The sequence below is a fragment of the Myxococcales bacterium genome (assembly GCA_016717005.1).
Lineage (GTDB): Bacteria > Myxococcota_A > Polyangia > Haliangiales > Haliangiaceae > UBA2376.
In genome coordinates this window covers 25,581-43,845 of sequence record JADJUF010000016.1, presented here as the reverse complement: position 1 = coordinate 43,845, position 18,265 = coordinate 25,581, and the positions used below count along the sequence as shown (strand labels likewise).

15 protein-coding genes and 1 pseudogene are annotated in these 18,265 nt (G+C 75.4%); 4 read left to right on the top strand and 12 right to left on the bottom strand.

What is annotated here, in order from left to right; genetic code table 11:
- Positions 1-128 precede the first annotated feature (128 nt).
- The 8 genes from IPL61_16080 to guaB form a co-directional block, all read right to left on the bottom strand.
- On the bottom strand, positions 129-428 hold the full coding sequence (locus IPL61_16080) for a hypothetical protein (protein ID MBK9032761.1): 300 nt from the start codon (positions 426-428) through the stop codon (positions 129-131).
- A 168-nt stretch (positions 429-596) separates the two neighbouring features.
- The gene (locus IPL61_16075; GenBank protein MBK9032760.1) at positions 597-977 is read right to left on the bottom strand and encodes a hypothetical protein; all 381 of its coding nucleotides are present in this window, start codon (positions 975-977) and stop codon (positions 597-599) included.
- 112 nt (positions 978-1,089) lie between these two features.
- Positions 1,090-2,295, bottom strand: coding sequence for an AI-2E family transporter (locus IPL61_16070; GenBank protein MBK9032759.1), 1,206 nt, complete (start codon positions 2,293-2,295; stop codon positions 1,090-1,092).
- 66 nt (positions 2,296-2,361) lie between these two features.
- Positions 2,362-2,670, bottom strand: coding sequence for a hypothetical protein (locus tag IPL61_16065; protein ID MBK9032758.1), 309 nt, complete (start codon positions 2,668-2,670; stop codon positions 2,362-2,364).
- The gene (locus tag IPL61_16060) at positions 2,667-3,854 is read right to left on the bottom strand and encodes a hypothetical protein (GenBank protein MBK9032757.1); all 1,188 of its coding nucleotides are present in this window, start codon (positions 3,852-3,854) and stop codon (positions 2,667-2,669) included. Before IPL61_16060 ends, IPL61_16065 begins: the two co-directional genes overlap by 4 nt.
- Positions 3,851-4,501, bottom strand: coding sequence for a hypothetical protein (locus tag IPL61_16055; protein MBK9032756.1), 651 nt, complete (start codon positions 4,499-4,501; stop codon positions 3,851-3,853). The genes IPL61_16060 and IPL61_16055 overlap by 4 nt, the downstream gene beginning before the upstream one ends.
- Positions 4,498-6,054: a glutamine-hydrolyzing GMP synthase gene (gene guaA / locus IPL61_16050; protein MBK9032755.1), complete on the bottom strand. Its 1,557-nt coding sequence runs from the start codon at positions 6,052-6,054 to the stop codon at positions 4,498-4,500. Before guaA ends, IPL61_16055 begins: the two co-directional genes overlap by 4 nt.
- A gap of 3 nt (positions 6,055-6,057) precedes the next feature.
- Entirely contained in the window at positions 6,058-7,533 is a 1,476-nt protein-coding gene (gene guaB, locus IPL61_16045) for an IMP dehydrogenase (protein ID MBK9032754.1), read from the bottom strand.
- A 185-nt stretch (positions 7,534-7,718) separates the two neighbouring features.
- On the opposite strand from guaB, the gene IPL61_16040 reads away from it, so the two are divergent.
- Complete coding sequence (locus IPL61_16040; protein ID MBK9032753.1) at positions 7,719-8,831, top strand: hypothetical protein; 1,113 nt, start codon at positions 7,719-7,721, stop codon at positions 8,829-8,831.
- Between the two features lie 329 nt (positions 8,832-9,160).
- On the opposite strand, the gene IPL61_16035 is transcribed toward IPL61_16040, so the two are convergent.
- Complete coding sequence (locus tag IPL61_16035) at positions 9,161-9,490, bottom strand: four helix bundle protein (protein ID MBK9032752.1); 330 nt, start codon at positions 9,488-9,490, stop codon at positions 9,161-9,163.
- Between the two features lie 524 nt (positions 9,491-10,014).
- Here IPL61_16035 and IPL61_16030 point away from each other — a divergent pair.
- Positions 10,015-10,335: a four helix bundle protein gene (locus IPL61_16030; protein MBK9032751.1), complete on the top strand. Its 321-nt coding sequence runs from the start codon at positions 10,015-10,017 to the stop codon at positions 10,333-10,335.
- 324 nt (positions 10,336-10,659) lie between these two features.
- On the opposite strand, the gene IPL61_16025 is transcribed toward IPL61_16030, so the two are convergent.
- Together IPL61_16025 and IPL61_16020 are read right to left on the bottom strand one after the other, a co-directional pair.
- Positions 10,660-11,817, bottom strand: a complete 1,158-nt coding sequence (locus tag IPL61_16025; protein MBK9032750.1) for a hypothetical protein — start codon at positions 11,815-11,817, stop codon at positions 10,660-10,662.
- Positions 11,817-13,466 carry a hypothetical protein gene (locus tag IPL61_16020; GenBank protein ID MBK9032749.1) on the bottom strand — a complete coding sequence of 550 codons (1,650 nt, stop codon included), beginning with the start codon at positions 13,464-13,466 and terminating at the stop codon, positions 11,817-11,819. Before IPL61_16020 ends, IPL61_16025 begins: the two co-directional genes overlap by 1 nt.
- A gap of 1,854 nt (positions 13,467-15,320) precedes the next feature.
- Between IPL61_16020 and IPL61_16015 the strand changes: the two are divergent.
- Together IPL61_16015 and IPL61_16010 are read left to right on the top strand one after the other, a co-directional pair.
- A pseudogene (locus IPL61_16015) lies at positions 15,321-16,148 on the top strand (serine/threonine protein kinase).
- 395 nt (positions 16,149-16,543) lie between these two features.
- On the top strand, positions 16,544-17,023 hold the full coding sequence (locus IPL61_16010) for a PEGA domain-containing protein (GenBank protein ID MBK9032748.1): 480 nt from the start codon (positions 16,544-16,546) through the stop codon (positions 17,021-17,023).
- On the opposite strand, the gene IPL61_16005 is transcribed toward IPL61_16010, so the two are convergent.
- Positions 17,010-18,242: a PEGA domain-containing protein gene (locus IPL61_16005; protein MBK9032747.1), complete on the bottom strand. Its 1,233-nt coding sequence runs from the start codon at positions 18,240-18,242 to the stop codon at positions 17,010-17,012. The two genes, IPL61_16010 and IPL61_16005, sit on opposite strands and share 14 nt — an antisense overlap.
- Positions 18,243-18,265: the final 23 nt, after the last annotated feature.

The following is an 18,265-nucleotide window of genomic DNA, read 5'->3' as shown; positions in this document are numbered from 1 at the left end:
GCGTTGCCGGCCCGACGCGGCGGGTGGCGCCCTCGCCTGCTTCGGGCGGCGGCGCCGAAAACGCGTGCGGGGAGCCGGTCAGGCTCCCCGCGGCGGTCACGCTCGCGCGTGACGAGATGCCGTGACGATCAGCCGCCGGCCGGAGCCGCAGCGCCGCCCGCGGCGGCCTTCTGCGCGCACTCGGTGATCTCGCCCATGATCTTCATGGCCTCCTTCACCTGGGACTCGGTCGCCTTGGTGTTGGCGTGCTTCTTGGTCATGGACTCCATGTCCTTGCTGACCTTGGCGACGCACTCGGCGTCCTTGCACGCGCACATCGCGGTCTTGACCTTCTTCATCTCACCGATCGCCTCGCCGGCCTTGCCGCCGCAGCCAGACAGACCGAGGACCATCGCCAGGACAGCGCCACTACGCAGGATGTTCTTCATGGACATTCACTCCTTCGAGATACGTTGCGCAGCGACGCCACTCCGACGGCGCTGGAGCTGTCATCCAGCTCGTACCGGCGCACGGTACATGAGCCGCCAGTGGCGATGCACGACCTTGCGCCGTGTTCCAATCTAACGGACGGACGAACGCAAAACCGGATCTGACGATCAGTTGCCGGCGGGCGCGGGGGCGGCGGGGTCGGCGGGCGCGGGGTCAGCCGGCGCGGGGTCGGCGGGCGCGGGATCGGCGGGCGGCGGGTCGGCCGGCTTGTCGAACTTCTCGGCGCACTTGTCCATCTCGTCGTCGAGCTTGTCCGCCTTCTCGTCCTGCGCCTTGGTCGGCTTGACGTTCTTGAACTTGTCGGCGTTCTTCATCATCCAACCCATCATCTCTTCCTTGACCTTGTCCACGCACGCCTTGTCCTTGCAGGCGCAGGTCTTGTTCTTCGCCTCCTCCATCTTCTTGAGCAACTCAGCGGCACCGCCGCCGCCGCCGCAAGCGGCGGCCATCGGCACGAGGAGGGCGAACACGAGAGCGAGCTTCTTCATCGGAGATCCTTGTGGTTTGAAAGTCGTGGCCGACCGCTGACGCGGTGTCCTGGAGAGGAGCCTAGAGCCAATCGCCCCGGTCGTGGGGCCGCCCGCGCAAGATCTCGCGGGATCAGGTTTCGGCCGAGTCGGCCGGGTCGGCCGGGTCGGCCGGGTCGGCGGCGGCGCCCGCGGCCGACGCCCCCATCATCACGACCTGCATCGCCGGGGTCACCGGCACCTCCGCGTCGGCCTCGTCACCGAAGAACTCGGACTTCTCGTAGTAGCGCACCGCGTGGCGCAAGAGCACCGCGACGGTCGCGGCCAGCGGCACCGCCAGCAGGATGCCGACGAAGCCGAGCAGCTTGCCGCCGGCCACGACCGCGAACAGCGCGGCCGACTCCGACAGCCCGACCTTGTGACCGACGATCTTGGGCGTCAGCACGGCGGCCTCGAGCAGGTGGAGCACGAGGAACGTGCCGCCGACCGCGCCGAGCATGCCCCCGCCCTGCCAGTCGAGCAGCAGCACCAGCGCGGTGATGCCGGCGCCGACGAACGTACCGACGAACGGGATGATCGTCAGCGCGCCGACGAGGAGGCCGATCGGGATCGCCAGCGGCACGCCGATGATCCAGAACGTCAGCGCGTAGAGGATCGCCAGGATCGAGGTGACGATGGCCTGGCCCCGGACCCAGCCCGACACGACGCCGTCGATCTCGCCGAGGATGTCCCGGACCCGGCTCCGGCGCCGCGGCGGCACGATCTTGATGACCCGCTCGGCGATGTGCGGCCAGTCGAGCAGGAAGTAGTAGGCGAACACCGGCACGAGCAGGAACTCGGCCAGCACCGCCAGGACCGCGAACGCGCCGCCGAGCGCGACCTCGGCGATGTGCTCGAGCGGGCCGGCCGCGTCGCTGAGCATGGCCTGCAGCTCCTCGGCGTTGAGGTGCGACTGGAGATCGAAGTCGAAGCGCGCCTTCACCCAGGCGCTGACATTGGACACCATGCCCGGCAGGTCGGCGGCGAACACGCGGACCTGCTCGACCGCCTGTGGGATCAGCAGCGTCAGCATCCCGACGACCGTGCCCAGGAACGCCACCAGGATCAGCGTCGCCGCCATCGCCCGAGACATGCCGCGCGCGACCAGCTTCTCGACGACGGGATCGAGCAGGTAGGCGATGCCGAGCGCGGCCAGGATCGGGGCCAGGATCGCCGCGAGCTCCGAGACGACCCACCAGCCGATCACGACGAACACCACGATCAGCAGCCACCGCACCAGGCTGAGCACCAGCGGATCGTTGTTGACGGTGCGGTTCGGCGGGCTGGGCGGCGGGGTCACGCCGGCGAGGATACCTGCAACCGCGCGGCCCGGGTCAGCCGATGGCCGCGCGCGGCGCGATCGCGATCAAGGCAGGACCGGCGCCAGCTCGATCGGCAAGCGCAGGCGCTGGGCCGGCGTGAGCGCCAGCTCCTGGTAGTGGCTCCAGTAGCCGTCGTGGTGCAGCTCGAGGCGATGCGGGCCCGGCTCGAGCGCGATGCCGCGCGCGACGTCGGCGACCGCGCCGACGTAGATGCCGTCGACCCACAGCGCCGCGTCGACGACCGCGTCGACGTAGACGATCGCGTCGTCGCCATCGACCCGCCCGGGGTGCGCGACCGGGCCGCGCCCGCACCCGCCGACCGCGATCACCAGGGCCAGCGCCGCGACCCTCACGGCGTCGCCAGCGCCTTGATCTGCACGACGACCGCGCCGCCGTCGACGCGGGTCCGGGCCGAGAAGCCCGGGGTGGCGCGCGCGATGCTCGCGGCCTTGTCGACGCCGATGCCGGCGACGGCCAGCGCCACGGTGTCGCCGGCGACGCCGGCGACGTTGGTGGCGGTCACGCCCGGCGCGGCCGCGAGGTCGGCCCGGATCAGCGCGGCGGCCTGCCAGGCGCCGGCGCCGACGACGCGCACCGTGACCCCGGCGGTCGCGACCAGCGGCGGCCCGGCCTCGATCGAGGTCGGGCGCGGCGTCGCGGCGCCGAAGCCGCGCACCGCGAGCTGCCCGACCGCCTGGGTCACCGCGCGCTCGGTCAGGTCGGCGCGATCGCCCCCGGCCGCGGGCCTCCAGACCGCGGTCGCGGTCGCCGCCTCGAGGGTCACGCGGCCGGTGCCGGCCTCGATCAGCCGCAGCCACGCGCGCGCCGGCGCGGCCTCGAGCGGCGTCCCGCGGATCGCGCCCGGCGCGCCGACCGCGACGCCGACCACCAGCGCGACGTCGGCGTGGACGTCGACCGCCAGCGCGCGCGCGCTCTGATCGTCGACCGGCAGCTTGCCGCCGTCGTCGGGCGGCGGGCCCGCGGCCGAGGCCGGCACCGCGCGGTAGCCGGCCCGCGCCAGCGCCGCCTCGAGCGCCGCGGCGCCCGGCAGATCGCTGCGGGCCGCCGCGCCGAAGCTGGCCGCCACCTCGCCGGCGCCGACCACGCGGTACAGGACCGTGGCCGGCCGGGTCAGGATCGCGGGCGTCGACGGCTCGGGCGGCGGCGCGCCGCGCAGCTCGACCCCGAGCTCGAGCAGGCGGGTCCGCACCTTGTCGTGATCGATCCGGACGTCGACGTCGATCTCGAGCCGATCCGCGCGGGTGCGCTCGTCGGTGACCGCGAACGAGGCCACGAACCGACGCGCGCGCTTGACGATCTCGCGATCGACCGCGGCGGCCTGGGCCCGGGCGGCCTTGCCGGCGAGGTCGGCGACCGCCTCGGTCACCGCGGTCGCGAACGCGGCGTCGAGCGCCCGGGTGCGCGCGTCAGCCTCGCCGGCCGCGGCGCTGCCGTGGCTCTGGTAGGTGACCGGCTGGGCGCGCGCGGGCACCGCCAGGGCAGCGAGCGCAGCGAGCGCGGCGGCGACGAGCCTCACGGGTCTGGTCGTACCACCACGACGACCGCGGCGCCAGCGGCGGGCAGCGGTGCAGCCACCGTGACCGCGTCGGCGCTGACGGCGGTCGCCGCGAGCGCGGTCGCGCCGTCGGGCACCGCCGCCGTGTAGCGCACGGGCCCGCGCCACCGGGCCCGGTCCGCCGCCACCGCCAGCCCGACCGTCGGGCGCAGGTCGAACCCGCGCGCGTCGATCACCACCGTGGCCGCGGCGCCGTCGTCCCCGTCGACCGGGCGCGGCCCGGCGCCGGCCTGGCGCAGCGCCTCGACGCCGATCACCACGGTCACCCGAGCCGAGCCGTCAGTGCCGCGGACGATCGTCAGCACCGGCGCCGCCGCGAGCGCGCGCGCCAGCGCCGGCGCGCGCGGATCGAGCCGCCCGCCGACCGCCGGCACCGCCGCGATCGCCGCGGTCAGGCGCGCCCGGGCCGCGCGCTCGGCCGCGCGCGCGGCGCCGACCCGCGCCACCGTCGGCGACGGCGCGTTGCGATCGGCCGGGCCGACCCCGGTGGCGATCACCGCGCCGCGCTGCCAGTCGAGCGTGACGCCGGGCGCCAGTGCGACGGTCAGCGGCGCGGCCGCGGCCGGCGCCGCCGCGAGCGCCAGCCCCAGCGCCGCGCGCCCGATCACTCCCACTCGATCGTCCCCGGCGGCTTCGACGTGATGTCGTAGACCACGCGGTTGACGCCGCGGACCTCGTTGATGATCCGGGTCGACATGCGCGCGAGCAGATCGTGCGGCAGCGGCACCCAGTCGGCGGTCATGCCGTCGAGCGACGTCACCGCGCGGATCGCGATGGCCTCGTCGTAGGTGCGATCGTCGCCCATCACGCCGACCGAGCGCACCGGCAGGAGCACCGCGAACGCCTGCCAGATCGCCTCGTAGAGCCCGGCGGCGCGGATCTCCTCCTCGACGATCGCGTCGGCGGCGCGGAGCGTGTCGAGGCGCGGGCGCAGGAGCTCGCCGAGGCAGCGCACCGCCAGGCCCGGGCCCGGGAACGGCTGCCGGGTGATCATCGTGCGCGGCAGCCCCAGCTCGGCGCCGAGCAGCCGGACCTCGTCCTTGAACAGCTCGCGCAGCGGCTCGACCAGCGCCAGGTCCATGTGCTCGGGCAGGCCGCCGACGTTGTGGTGGCTCTTGATCACCGCGGCCGGGCCCCGGACCGACACGCTCTCGATCACGTCGGGGTAGAGCGTGCCCTGGGCCAGGAACCGGGCGTCGCCGACGGTCTTGGCCTCCTCGTCGAACACCGCGATGAACTCGTGGCCGATGATCTTGCGCTTGCGCTCGGGGTCGGTGACCCCGGCCAGCGCGTCGAGGAACCGCTCGACCGCGTCGACGACCCGGAGGTCGACGTGGAAGTGATCGCGGAAGATCGCCGCGACCTGGGCCCGCTCGCCCCGGCGCAAGAGGCCGTTGTCGACGAAGATGCAGGTCAGGCGATCGCCGATCGCCTTGTGGATCAGCGCGGCCGCGACCGAGGAGTCGACCCCGCCCGACAGCCCGCAGATGACCCGGCCCTCGGGCCCGACCTGGGCCCGGATCCGGGCGATGGCCTCGTCGGCGAAGGTCGCCATCGACCAGTCGCCGCGCAGGCCGGCGACGCCGAACAGGAACCCGGCCAGGATCTCGGCGCCGCGCGGCGTGTGGACCACCTCGGGGTGGAACTGCACGCAGTGGATGCGGCGGATCGGATCGGCGAACGCCGCCATCGCGCAGTTGGCGCTCTCGGCCAGGTGCGCGAACCCGGGCGGGATGGCCTCGACGTGGTCGCCGTGGGACATCCAGACCGCCAGGTCGTCGCCGGTGGCGATGCTGCGGAACATGCCGTCGCCGCCCGCGGTCACGCGCACGCTGGCGCGCCCGTACTCGCGCTTGTCGGACGGGCGCACGTCGCCGCCGAGCAGGCGCGCGGTCAGCTGGGCGCCGTAGCAGATGCCGAGGATCGGCACGCCCAGCGCGTAGATCCCGGCGTCGACCATGGGCGCGTCGGGCGCGTAGCACGACGACGGCCCGCCCGAGAGCACGATCGCCGCGGGCGCGAGCTCGACGATCTTGGCCAGCGCCAGGTGGTGCGGGTGGACCTCGCAGTAGACCGCGTGCTCGCGGATGCGGCGCGCGATGAGCTGCGTGTACTGCGAGCCGAAATCGAGGATGAGGACGAGCTGGTGGGCCACGGGAATCCTTTAGCTGCTCGACCCGTAGTTGGGCGCTTCCTTGGTGATGATCACGTCGTGGACGTGCGACTCGCGCAGCCCCTGCGAGGTGATCCGCACGAACTCGGCCTTGGTGCGCATCTCGTCGATCGACGCGCAGCCGACGTAGCCCATCGACGAGCGCAGGCCGCCGACCAGCTGGTAGATCGACTCGCGCAGCGCGCCCTTGTACGGCACCCGGCCCTCGATGCCCTCGGGCACGAGCTTCTGCGGCGCCGACGCCTCGACGTCGTCCTGGAAGTAGCGATCCTTCGAGCCCTCGCGCATCGCGCCGATCGAGCCCATGCCGCGGTACGACTTGTAGCTGCGGCCCTGGTACAGGATGACCTCGCCGGGCGCCTCGTCGGTGCCGGCGAACAGGCTGCCGATCATGACGGTCGAGGCGCCGGCGGCGATCGCCTTGGCGACGTCGCCCGAGTACTTGATGCCGCCGTCGGCGATGATCGGCACGCCGCCGGCCGCGGTCGCGGCCGCGACCGCGTCGCTGATCGCGGTCAGCTGCGGCACGCCGACCCCGGCGACGATGCGGGTCGTGCAGATCGAGCCGGGCCCGACGCCGACCTTGACCGCGTCGACGCCGGCGTCGATCAACGCCAGGGTCGCGGCGCCGGTCGCGACGTTGCCGGCCACGAGCTGCAGCTTCGGGAAGTTGCGACGGGTGATCTTGACCGCCTCGAGCACGCCGGCCGAGTGGCCGTGGGCGGTGTCGACGCAGATGACGTCGCAGCCGGCCGCGATCAGCGCGTCGATCCGCGCCTCGCGATCGCCGCCGACGCCGACCGCGGCGCCGACCCGCAGCCGGCCGAGCTCGTCCTTGGCCGCGAACGGGTGGGCCTCGGCCTGCTCGATGTCCTTGATCGTGATCAGGCCCTTGAGCCGGCCGGTCTCGTCGACGACCAGGAGCTTCTCGATGCGGTTTCTGTGGAGCAGCTCCTTGGCGCCCTCGAGCCCGACGTTATCGCCCACGGTGATCAGCTTGCGCGTCATCACGTCGGCGACCTGCTGGGTCAGGTTGCGCTCGAACCGCACGTCGCGGTTGGTCAGGATGCCGACCGGGCGCCGATCGCCGTCGACGACCGGCAGGCCGCTGATCCGGTGCTGGCGCATCATCGCGAGGGCGTCCTCGAGCAGGCGGTGCGGGCCGACCGTGACCGGATCGACGACGATGCCGCTCTCGGCCTTCTTCACGCGCGTGACCTCGCGCGCCTGGTGCTCGATCGACAGGTTCTTGTGGAGGAAGCCGATGCCGCCCTCGCGCGCCATGCGGATCGCGGTGGCGGCCTCGGTGACGGTGTCCATCGCCGAGCTCACCAGCGGCATGCGCAGCGCGATCTTCGCGGTCAGGCGCGTCGACACGTCCACGTCACGGGGCAGCACCTCGCTATAGGCCGGAGCCAGGAGGACGTCATCGAAGGTCAGGGCCTCGCGCAAGGTCTCAGGGAGCATCGCGATCTCCTTGCCGGACCCGGGGGGGCCGGATGGGCGCGGACCATACGGCCCACCTCTGATCGAGACAAGCGCTGGAGCCCCTGCCCTCGGTCGGTGGGTGTAGGCGCCCCAGGCCTGTGAACCACGGTCGACATCATTCCGGGCACGTGGTGCTGGCACGGGGCTTGATATAGGAGCCCAACATGCCTCGCCTCGCTCACAACGTGCCCTGGTTCCTCGCGATCGCCGCCGCCGCCGCCTGCGCGGGCGATCCCCCGCCGTTCCAGGTCGATGGGGGCGGCGGCCCCGATGGGACCGCCGGCATCGACGCGGCCCCGTCGCCGACCTACCGGGTCAGCGGCAAGGCCAAGGACTACTTCACCGACGCGGTCCTGGCCACGGTCGGGATCGAGAGCGACGGCATGGAGCCGCAGCTCAACGCCACCTCCGACGCCGCCGGCGACTTCGCGTTCGACACGGTGCCGCCGGGCAGCGTGTTCTTCCTCACCGCCAGCCGCGCGGTGTACCGGCCGACCCGCGGCGTGCCGGTGCGGGTCGAGGCGATGCCGGTGACCGCCGACCAGTGGCTGGTGTCGGTCAACGACGCGCGCCGCCAGTACACGTCGCTCGGCCTGCCGGTCGTCACCGGCAAGGCGGTCGTGTTCGCCGAGCTGTTCCGGCGCAACGGCACGCCGCTGGCCGACGTGCCGGTCGCCGACATCACGCTGCTCGACGCGCTCGCCGCGCCGGTCGGATCCGGGCCGTACGTGTTCGGCCCCAACGGCGACCTGGTGACGAACCTGACCCTGGCCGTGACGACGGTCGTCAACGGCCGCTCGCGGATCGGGTTCCTCGACGTGCCGCCGGGATCGTACACGCTCTCGGTCACGTACACCGCCGGCGCCGGCCAGCCGACCACCGACACCGTCCGCGTCGACACCTTCGCCGACGGCGCCAGCCTGACGCGCACCGGCGAGGGCGGCGGCATGGGCCCGGGCATGGGCGCGCGGACGTTCACCGCTGACGTCTACCCACGGCTGCAGACCGCCGCCAACGGCGGGCTCGGCTGCGCCAACTGCCACACCACCGGCGGCATCGCCGCGATCCTGCCGTTCGACCTGTCGGTGCAGCTGACGCTCGACGGGATCAACGCGCGCCCCGGCGTGCTCAACCTGCTCGCGCCCGCGGAGTCGATGCTGCTGACCAAGCCGATGTACGAGGATCCGCCCAACCACCCGAACGCGACGTTCCTCGACGCGACCGATCCGGACTACCTGGTGATCCTGCAGTGGATCGAGCAGGGCGCGACGCTGTAGCGCGGAGCGCGGGTTGCGGGGGGGCGGGATTGGGATTGGGGCGGGATCGGAATCGGGATCGGAATCGGAGCCGGGATCCGGATCCGGATCCGGATCGGGCCCCGGATCGGAGTCGGGATCCGGATCCGGAATCGGGATCAGGTCGGGATCAGGGATCGGAGTCAGGATCCGGATCGGAGTCGGGATCGGGATCGGGATCGGGAGTCGGGATCGGGATCGGGATCGGAGTCGGGATCCGGATCGGGATCCGGATCGGAGTCGGGATCCGGATCCGGATCCGGATCGGGATCCGGCCGCCGGGGCGCGCGGGCCCCGGCGGCGCGAGGTGGCTAGGGGCGCGGATGGCGGAGGCGGTACAGGAGGGCGGCGAGGCGATCGGCGAGCGCGAGGGCGGGTGCGGCGGCGGCGCCATCCACGTAGGCCCAGGCGACCGCGATGCGCACGGCGCACGCGGCCTCGTCGCACTCGGCGGCGGCGATGCGGAACCGCGCGTGGCGATCGCGGCCCTCGCGGCGGTTGCCCTCGGCGGTGTTGAGCGCGGCGCTGGTGGCGGCGCGGCGCAGCTGGCTGGCGAGGTCGCGGTCGCGCAGCACGATGCGCTCGACGAGGGGACGGAGGTGGGTGACGAACGACTCGGCGACGGTCTGGGCATCGAACATGACGGGCTCCTTGGTTGGTGGCTCTCGCCCGGACGCGGCCCGACGCGCACGGCCCATGCCCCAGCCGAAATGCTCGCGTGCAGCTCGACGCGGCGCCGCTAGGGCGCAGGGCATGAGCCGTGCGCGGGGGCCGCGCGGGCGAGCCACCACCAAGGAGCCGCGCAGGTCGAGCCCGACCTCGCCGCGTCGGCGCTCCTCCTCCGGCGCTTCGTCGTCGCGGCGCCGCTGCCGCGCGCCAGCGGCGAGGCGAGCGCGGCGCGGCCGCCGTCTGCGGCCGCTCGGCACCGGCGGGCGACGCGATGGCCACGGTTCGGCGCGCGGCCGCGCGCGCGGGGAGGCGAGGAACGCGCGCTGAGCAGCACGCATGGGCCTCCGTGGTTGGGGTGCCCCCGCGGCCCCCGCGCACGGCTCATGCCCTGCGCCCTGGACCGCGTGGCGTCGGGCGCGACGCGTGGCCCTGGGCTGGGGCATGGGCCGTGCGCGTCGGGCCGCGTCGGGGCGAACCCCAACCACGGAGACCCATCATGCTCGATGCTCAGCTGCTCGTTCTCGAACTCATCCGCGCGCTGCGTCCGCTCGTCGACGACCTGGCCACCCGCGCGCCCGACCTCGCCGACCAGGTGCGCCGCGCGGCGACCAGCGCGGCGCTCAACCTGGCCGAGGGCGTGCGCCGCAGCGGCCGCGACAAGAAGCGCGCGTATCGGATCGCCGCCGCCGAGGCCCACGAGGTGCGAGCCGCGCTCGACGTGGCGGTCGCCTGGGGCTTCCTCGGGGCGGCTGACCTCGCCGCGGCGCAGGCCCTCGCCGACCGCGTCGGCCGCGTGACCTACGCGCTGGCGCGGTAGCCCCGCACCCCGACCTCGGGGCTTCGGCCCCGAGGTCGGATCGGGGCCGAGGCCCCGATTTCGGATCGGGATCGGGATCCGGATCGGATCGGGATCCGGATCGGAACCCTCGGATCAGGATCCGGATCGGGATCAGGATCAGGATCGGGATCGGGATCGGGATCGGATCAGGATCAGGAGTCGGGATCAGGATCGGATCGGATCGGGATCAGGATCGGGATCAGGAGTCGGGATCAGGATCGGATCGGAGTCGGATCGGAGTGGGATCGGAGTCGGGATCGGATCAGGATCGGGATCGGAGTCGGAATCCGGATCCGACTCCGATCACTCGCAGCCGACGGGCGTCAGCGAGATGTGGCAGCGGAGGCACATGCGGCCGTTGCGGGCGGCGAGCGCGCGACAGCGGGCGCTGCCGCGCCAGGCGGGGCCGTGGGGCGAGATGCGGGGGCTGGCGGCCTCGGCCGAGTGGCAGCGGAGGCAGGTGTCCTCGCGGTGGCACGAGGTGCACTCGGCGAGCGCGGCGCGGGCGGGGCCGGCGTGGCGGTTGGGGCCGGCGCGATCGATCGAGGCCCAGCCGTCGGGGTGGAACCGGCGATCGGCGACGCCGGAGGCGAAGTCGGTCTCGCCGCGGATCGCGACGCCGGCGCGCTCGTGGCACGCGACGCAGAAGCTCTGGGTCTTGTGGCAGGTGCCGCAGTCGCTGCCGCGGCGCACGTCGACGGCGTGGAGCGCGAGGTAGCCGCTGGGGTGGAAGTCCATCGCGCGGATCGCGCCCTGGTGACAGTCGGTGCAATCGCGCTCCTGGTGGCAGGTCGCGCAGGCCTGCGGCGCGCTGCGCGCGATCGCGGCGTGGTCGCGCGCGAAGTCGCCGCCGTGATCGGGGCCGGTCGCGCCGCCGCGCGGGGTCAGCGCGCCGTCGGGCAGCTCGGTGCGCACCCGGCCGCCGGCGCTGGCGAGGTGGCAGGTCGTGCAGGCGCGCGCGGCCGCGGCGGCGGCGTGGCAGCCGAGGCAGCTGTCCATCGTCGGCAGCGCGGTGACCGTGGCGAGGGCGGCGGTGGCGGCCTGGGGGTGACAGGTCAGGCACGTCGTCGCGGCGTGGGCGACGTGGCTGAACTTGAGGCTCGGGGGCGGGATCCACACCCGCGCGACCGCCACGCCGGGGGTCCAGCCCGGGTGGCACGCGCCGCACGCGCCGGTCGCGGTCGCCGTGGCCGCCGGCGCGCCCCCGCGAACGATCGCGTGACAGCGCCGGCACGGCGCCTCGCTCGGGGTCAGCAGATCGACCGACGAGCGCGACGTCGTCGCCAGCGCGTGACAGTCGACGCACGCGATCGCCAGCGGCCCGACGTGCTGCGCGTGCGAGAACACCAGCGGCAGGCGCTGGCTGCCGAACACCACCGGCGACGGGCCGCGATCGCCGCCGGCCAGCGCCAGGGTCGGCACCAGCGCCACGAGCGCGAGGAACAGGAGCGCGCGCCGCATCAGAGGTCCGGCTCGAACGCGAGGTCCAGCACCGCGAGCGTGCGCACCGCCAGCGCCGCGCGCGGGCTCGACGACACGTCGGCGGTCGCGAACACCGCGATGCCGTCGTCGAGGTGCCAGGCCGCGGCGCCCAGCGCCGACAGCGTCGTGCCGTCGGCGCGGGCGCTGGCGTCGGCGACGTCGACCAGCGCCAGCGTGCTGGTGAGCGTGACGCGGCGGCCGACCGGCCAGCGCGCGGTGGCGGTGCCGCCGAGCCGGCGGCCGCCGTAGCCGTCGTCGGCGAACAGCTCGGCCGCGACCCGGGCCCAGGGCAGCGCGGTCTCGCCGGCGACCGCGCCGCCCGCGACGACGCCGGCGCCGTCGACGTCGTCGGGATCGTAGCGGCGCACCCAGGCGCGGGCGCGGGCGCGCAGGTCGCGGCCGCGCGGGCGGTACTCGTAGCCGAGCCGGGCGTCGACCGCCGCGGTGATCGCGAACACGCTCCAGATCGAGTCGCCGTCGAAGCTCGGCACCGTGCGCGCGACCTCGGGCTCGAGCGCGTGGGCGCCGCGCGCCAGCCGGACGCCGGCCCCGGCCCGCTCGAGGCCAGCGTGCAAGAGCGAGTAGCGGGCGTAGCCCCACGGCTCGACCGCGAGCGCGCGCGGGCGCAGGCGCGCGCGGACGTTGGCGGTCACGTGCTCGGCGTCGACGCCCCACGCCGGCGCCTGGCCGGCCTCGTCGGGGTAGAGCCCGGTGTCCGGGTGGTCGAGGCGATCGACCGCGCCGATCACGCCGACGGTCGGCGACTGGGTCCGGCGGTAGGCCAGGCGCGCGTCGAGCCAGGCGACGCGATCGGCGGCGACCGCGACCTCGACGGTCGGCTGCCACGCCTCGCGCTGGGGGCAGAAGCCGCGATCGCTGCCGAGCCGGGTGTCGCGCGGGGCCCGGCTGCGATCGATCACCTGCCAGCTGCCCTGCCCCGGCGCCGCCGCCTCGACGTACTCGCGGCAGTCGGCGCCGGCGGTGCCGTCGAGATCGCTGCCGAGCACGGCCAGGGGTGAGCGATCGCGGACCCGCAGCCCGACCTCGGCCTCGAGCGCGATCGCGGCGCCGGTGTGGACCCGCGCCGACACGCCGTCGAGGCCGGCGCCGCCGAACTCGTCGAACCGCACCTGGCGCCCGAGCCGCAGATCGACCCGCCCGCCCAGATCGTCGACGGCGACGTAGGCGTAGGGGATCGCCAGGCCGACCGCGTCGCCGGCCAGCTCGGGGATCGCGTCGATCGCGTCGACCGGATCGCCGCCGAGGTCGACCTGGCCCATGGTCCACGCGCCGAAGTCGTGATCGAGCTGGAGATCGCCGGTGATCCACACCACCGGCCCGGTCCGCGGCAGCCCGGGGTGACGGCGCGCGCGCGCGCGGGCGAGGTCGCCCAGATCCCACAGCGTCACCGACAGGTCCTGGCGGAAGCGGCGGCGCGACAGCGTCAGGTCGCTGCCGACCAGGCGCAGGGCCGGCAGCTCGTAGAGGCCGGGCGATCGTCCGCGCCGACAGCTCGAGCCGGTAGGCCAGCGCCGGCCGCGCGGGCGCGGCGGCGACCAGCGCGGCGACGGTGACGGCGGCGGCGCGGCGCACGCGGCGACGGTAGCAGGTCCCCGCGGCGTGAGCACGACGCTGGGCGGTCAGCGCGAGACCGCGATCGAGCCGACCGCCACCGGCGCGCCCCGGCTGCCCACGCCCATCGCGCCGCGCGGTCGCGCCTCGACGCCGCACGACAGCACCACCGCGCCCGCGACCGCCGCGCGCACGCTCGTGCGCGCCAGCTCGACGGTGATCGCGACGGTCCCGGCCGCCGGCACCGTCGCGCCGCGACACAGGGTCGTGCGGGCGCCGCCGCTGACCCGCTCGAGCGCCGCCGCTTGCCCCGGCACCAGCACCAGCGCGTCGTGGTCGGCGGGCCCGACGAAGCTGGCGAGCACGTCGACCCCGGCGGTCGGCACCGTGAGGCTGAGGTCGAGCCGGGCGGCGCCGGCGGTGGGCCCGCCGACGATCGCCCACGACGGCGCCGGGCCGTCCAGGATCCAGCCGCCGGCGCGCTCGACCGCGCCCGGATCGAGCGGCGTCAGCGGCGGATCCGAGCTGCCGTCGCCCGGCACCACCGTGATCGCGCCTGACAGCGGTCCGAGCAAGCGCGGCCGGAACCGCCAGATCGCCGCGGTGACCGCGCCGCCGGCGTCGCGGCCGCCGAAGACCAGCACGGTGCCGTCGTCCCAGCGCACCGCCGCCGGCGCGCCGGCGATCGTGACGCCGAGATCGGGGAGCGGCTGCCAGTCGTGCTGGCTGGGTCGGTACCGCAGCGGCGCGCCGCCGCCGAGCGCGACGACCTCGCCGTCGTCCTGGGTGACCAGCGCCGGCGACGTCCGCGCCGGCACCGCCGCGGTCGCGCGCGGGCTCGCGCCGTCGGGGACCACGACCGCCGCCGCCGCGGTCGGCGCCGCGCCCGCGGTCGCGAACGCGGTCAGGGTCGCGCCGCTGTCGAGCCGCGCCAGCGCGGCGCCCGCGCCGGGCAAGAGGGTCGGGGCGGCCCCGTCGATCGCCACGCGCTCGCCGGTGGTCACCGGATCGCCCTGCTCGTCGGTGCCGCCGGCGAGGACCACGAACCGCCGCCCCCCCGCATCGACCTCGAGCAGGCCGACGCCGTCGCGGCGCGCGATCGTCAGCGGCGGCCCCGCGACCACGTCGCCGGTGGCGAGGTCGACGACGCGGCTGTCGCGGCGGACGTTGGCGCCCTCACACGCGCCGGCGTCGTCGACGACGCCGCACCCGGCCGCGATCAGCACCCGGTGGTCGTCGAGCGCGATCGTCACGTGGTGGGCGCGGGTCTCGGCCAGGAGCGTGGCCGCGCCGAAGCCCGCGCCCGGCGTGTAGATCGTGAACCCCGGCCGAACGCCGCCGATCACGACCGCGCGGCCGTCGGGCAAGGCCGCGACCCCGGCGCCGGCCACGCCCGAGGGTCCGGCGAACGCCGCCGGCAGCGCCAGCGCGGTCGTGGTCTCGCGATCGGGATCGTAGAGGTCGGCGCTCGCGGTGGCCGCGCCGCCGACCACGAGCACGCCGTCGCCGACCCGGACCGCGGCGGCCCGATCGCGCGGCGCGGCCAGGGTCCCGGCCGGGCACACGCCGTCGGGCGGCGCCATCGCGATCGCGATCGTGTCGCCGTCGGCGAGGTCGTCGAGCACCAGCGGCCGGGTGCGGCCGATCGCCAGCTCGCCGCCGGTGGCGTCGAGGACCTCGACCGCGAGGCCGCGGGTGTCGGCTGGCAAGGTCGGCAGCGTCGTGACCGCGTCGAGCGGGATCGCGATGCGGTCGCCGACGAAGTCGCCCAGCGGCGTCACCAGCAGCGTGCGCGCGCCGGCGGGCCGCCCGCACGGCCCGGGGTTGACCGGCGCGAGGCGCAGCTGTGGCCCGTCGTCACCGCAGGCGACGAGCGCGAGGCAGCCGAGCGCCAGGGCGCGCACCCGCGCATGATACACTCGCGGCGCATGCTCGAGCTGCCGACGACGTTCGGCAAGTACTTCTTGACCGAGCGCCTCGCCGTCGGCGGCATGGCCGAGATCTTTCTCGCCAAGCTGATCGGCCCGGGCGGGTTCGAGAAGCAGCTGGTCATCAAGCAGATCCACCCGGCGCTGTCGTCCCAGCGCGCGTTCGTCGACCTGTTCGTGGCCGAGGCCAAGACCCTCGTCAGCCTGTCGCACGGCAACATCGTCCCGGTCTATGAGCTGGGCGTCGTCGACGACACCTACTTCATCGCGATGGAGTTCATCGACGGCCCGACCCTGTGGCAGCTCACCGAGGCGGTGTTCGCGGCCGACGCCCCGCTGGCGCCGCCGATCGCGGCCCACGTCGCGGCCGAGATCGCCAAGGGCCTCGACTACGCCCACCGCAAGGGCGCCGGGGTCATCCACCGCGATCTGTCGCCGCGCAACGTGATGATCACCCGCGACGGCGAGGTCAAGCTGGTCGACTTCGGCATCGCGGTGGCGCTCGGCAGCGGGCCCGATCCCGCCGACGGCGGCCTCCCGACCGGCTCGTTCCCGTACATGTCGCCCGAGCAGGCCCGCGGCGACAGCCTGTCCGCGCAGACCGATCTGTTCTCGCTCGGCGTGCTCTTGTGGGAGATGTTGACCGGGCGGCGCCTGTTCGTGCGCGCCGACCCCGAGGCGACGCTGGCCGCGGTCCAGACCGCCGACATCCCACGGGCGTCGAGCGTTCGGCCCGACGTGCCCGAGCGGCTCGACGCGGTGGTCGCGCAGGCGCTGGCCCGGGATCCCGCGGCGCGGTTCGACTCGGCCGGCGCGCTGGCGGCCGAGCTCCAGCGCTACCTCGCCGACGCCACCGCGCTGCAGGGGCCGCGGGAGCTGGCCGACGTGGTCGCGCGCGCGGTGCCGCCGACGGCGCCGGCGCCCAGCGACGGCGGGCCATCGACGCACCTCGACCCCGCGCCGGACGATCCGCACGGGCCGTCGACCCAGGTCGTGCCGCGGTCGCAGGCGCGCGGCAAGCGGCGCCCGACGGTGCGCGAGGCGACCTTCGCGACCCACGTCGAGATCGAGCGGGCGCTGGCGCCGAGCACGACGCCGGTGGCGCCGGTCAGCGGCGCGCGCGCGGTGCCGACGCCGAGCGCGGCGCCGGATCCGACGCCGGAACCGACGTCGGCGCCGATCGCCCCGCCCCGCGCCGCGGGCCGGTGGCGCTCTTGGCCGCGCTCGCGGTCACCGCGACCGTCGGCGCGGGCTGGCTGGCGATCGATCGCGCGCGCGGCCGCGGTCCCGCGGTGGCCCCGCCGATCGACGCCGCGCCGATCGCGATCGACGCGCGCGCGATCGACGCGGCCGGGCCGGTCGACGCCGCGCCGGTCGACGCCGCGCCGATCGCGATCGACGCGCGCGCGGCCAGCGCGCCCCCGCCCGACGTCCGGGCCGCGCCGCCCGATGCGCGCCCGCCGGCGGCCAAGGGCCAGCTCCGCGTCGGCGCCGATCCGTGGGGCGAGGTGTTCCTCGACGGCAGGCGCCTGGGCCGCGCGCCCAACCAGTGGGACGTGCCGGCCGGGGCCCACGTCGTCGAGGTGGTGTTCCCGGGCGAGGCCGGCGAGGTGCGGCGCCGGTTCGAGATCGACGTCCCGGCCGGCGAGCGCGCGTCGGTGTTCGCCGACTTCAAGGCGCCGTGAAGTCGCCGGGGTCGATCGTCAGCGACGGCGCGCCGTCGCCCGAGGTCGCCAGGATCGTCAGCGCCACCGCCGCGGCCGCCACCGCGACGCCGCCGCCGATCCAGTACCAGCGCCGACGACAGCGCGCGCAGCCGCCGCCGATCCGCACCGGCGCCCGGGTCACCCGCGGATCGTCGACGAGGATCACGCCGTAGCGGGGCTCGGCCCGGGCCAGGCGCGCCCGGAGCTGCCCGAGCGCCGCCGGCAACCCGGCCGGCTCGAGGTAGCCGACCTCGACCACCGCGGTGCAGGCGCGGCCGCCGACGCAGCGCTGCCCCAGCACCGCCGGCGCGCCCGCGCGCACGATCGACGCGACCACGAGCACCTCGTCGAGCTCGGCGTAGGTCAGCGTCACGTCGATGGCCCGGGCGGCGTCGACGTCGCCGAGCCCGGCCAGGCCCACCGCCGCCGCGCCCGCGACCGCGAGCGTGTCGCGATCCGGCTCGAGCTCGAGCGCCACCAGCGGGGTGGCCGCGGTCACCTCGATCGCGACCGCGCGCGGCCGGTAGCGCGGGTGGCGCACGACCACGACGTGGGCGCCGGCGGTCACCGCGGTCGCGATCGGCGCCGGCCCGACCTCGACGCCGTCGATCGCGACCGCCGCGCCGGTGAGCGCGTCGATGCGCACGTCGAGCTGCGGGCCGGCGCTGGCGTGCGCGCGCTCGTACGCGTCGACGGCGTCGGGCGTGAAGTCGGCGGTGGTCACCGGCCGCGCGGGATCGAGCGCGTGGGCCAGGCGCAGCGCGTCGCTCGCGGCCTCGGTCCGGCCCAGGTGCAGGAGCGCGACGCCGAGGCGCAGCGACGCGTCGGCGTAGACCTCGAGCCCGCCGTCGAGCGTGAGCAGGTCCTCGGCGGCGGTCCGGGCCGCCGCCAGCCGCGCCGCCGCGAACTCGGGATCGGCGGCGACGTAGGCGCGCCAGCCCTCGGCGACGACCGCCGCCACCTTCGCGAACTGCGCCACGCGCGCGCGCGGCTCGGCGCCGGCCCGGCGCGCCGCCAGCGCCACGTCCAGCGCGTCGGGCGCGTCGACGCCGACGCCGGCCAGCGCCGCCGCCAGCGCGACCGGATCGATCGCGGGCTCGGCCGCGGGCACCACGACCGCGCCGGCCCGCTGGGCGCGGGCCACGCCGCTCGCCCCCAGCGCGATCAGCAGGCCGATCGCGATGCGCAAGAGGGCCACCACGAGACGCTACTCCCGTCGGC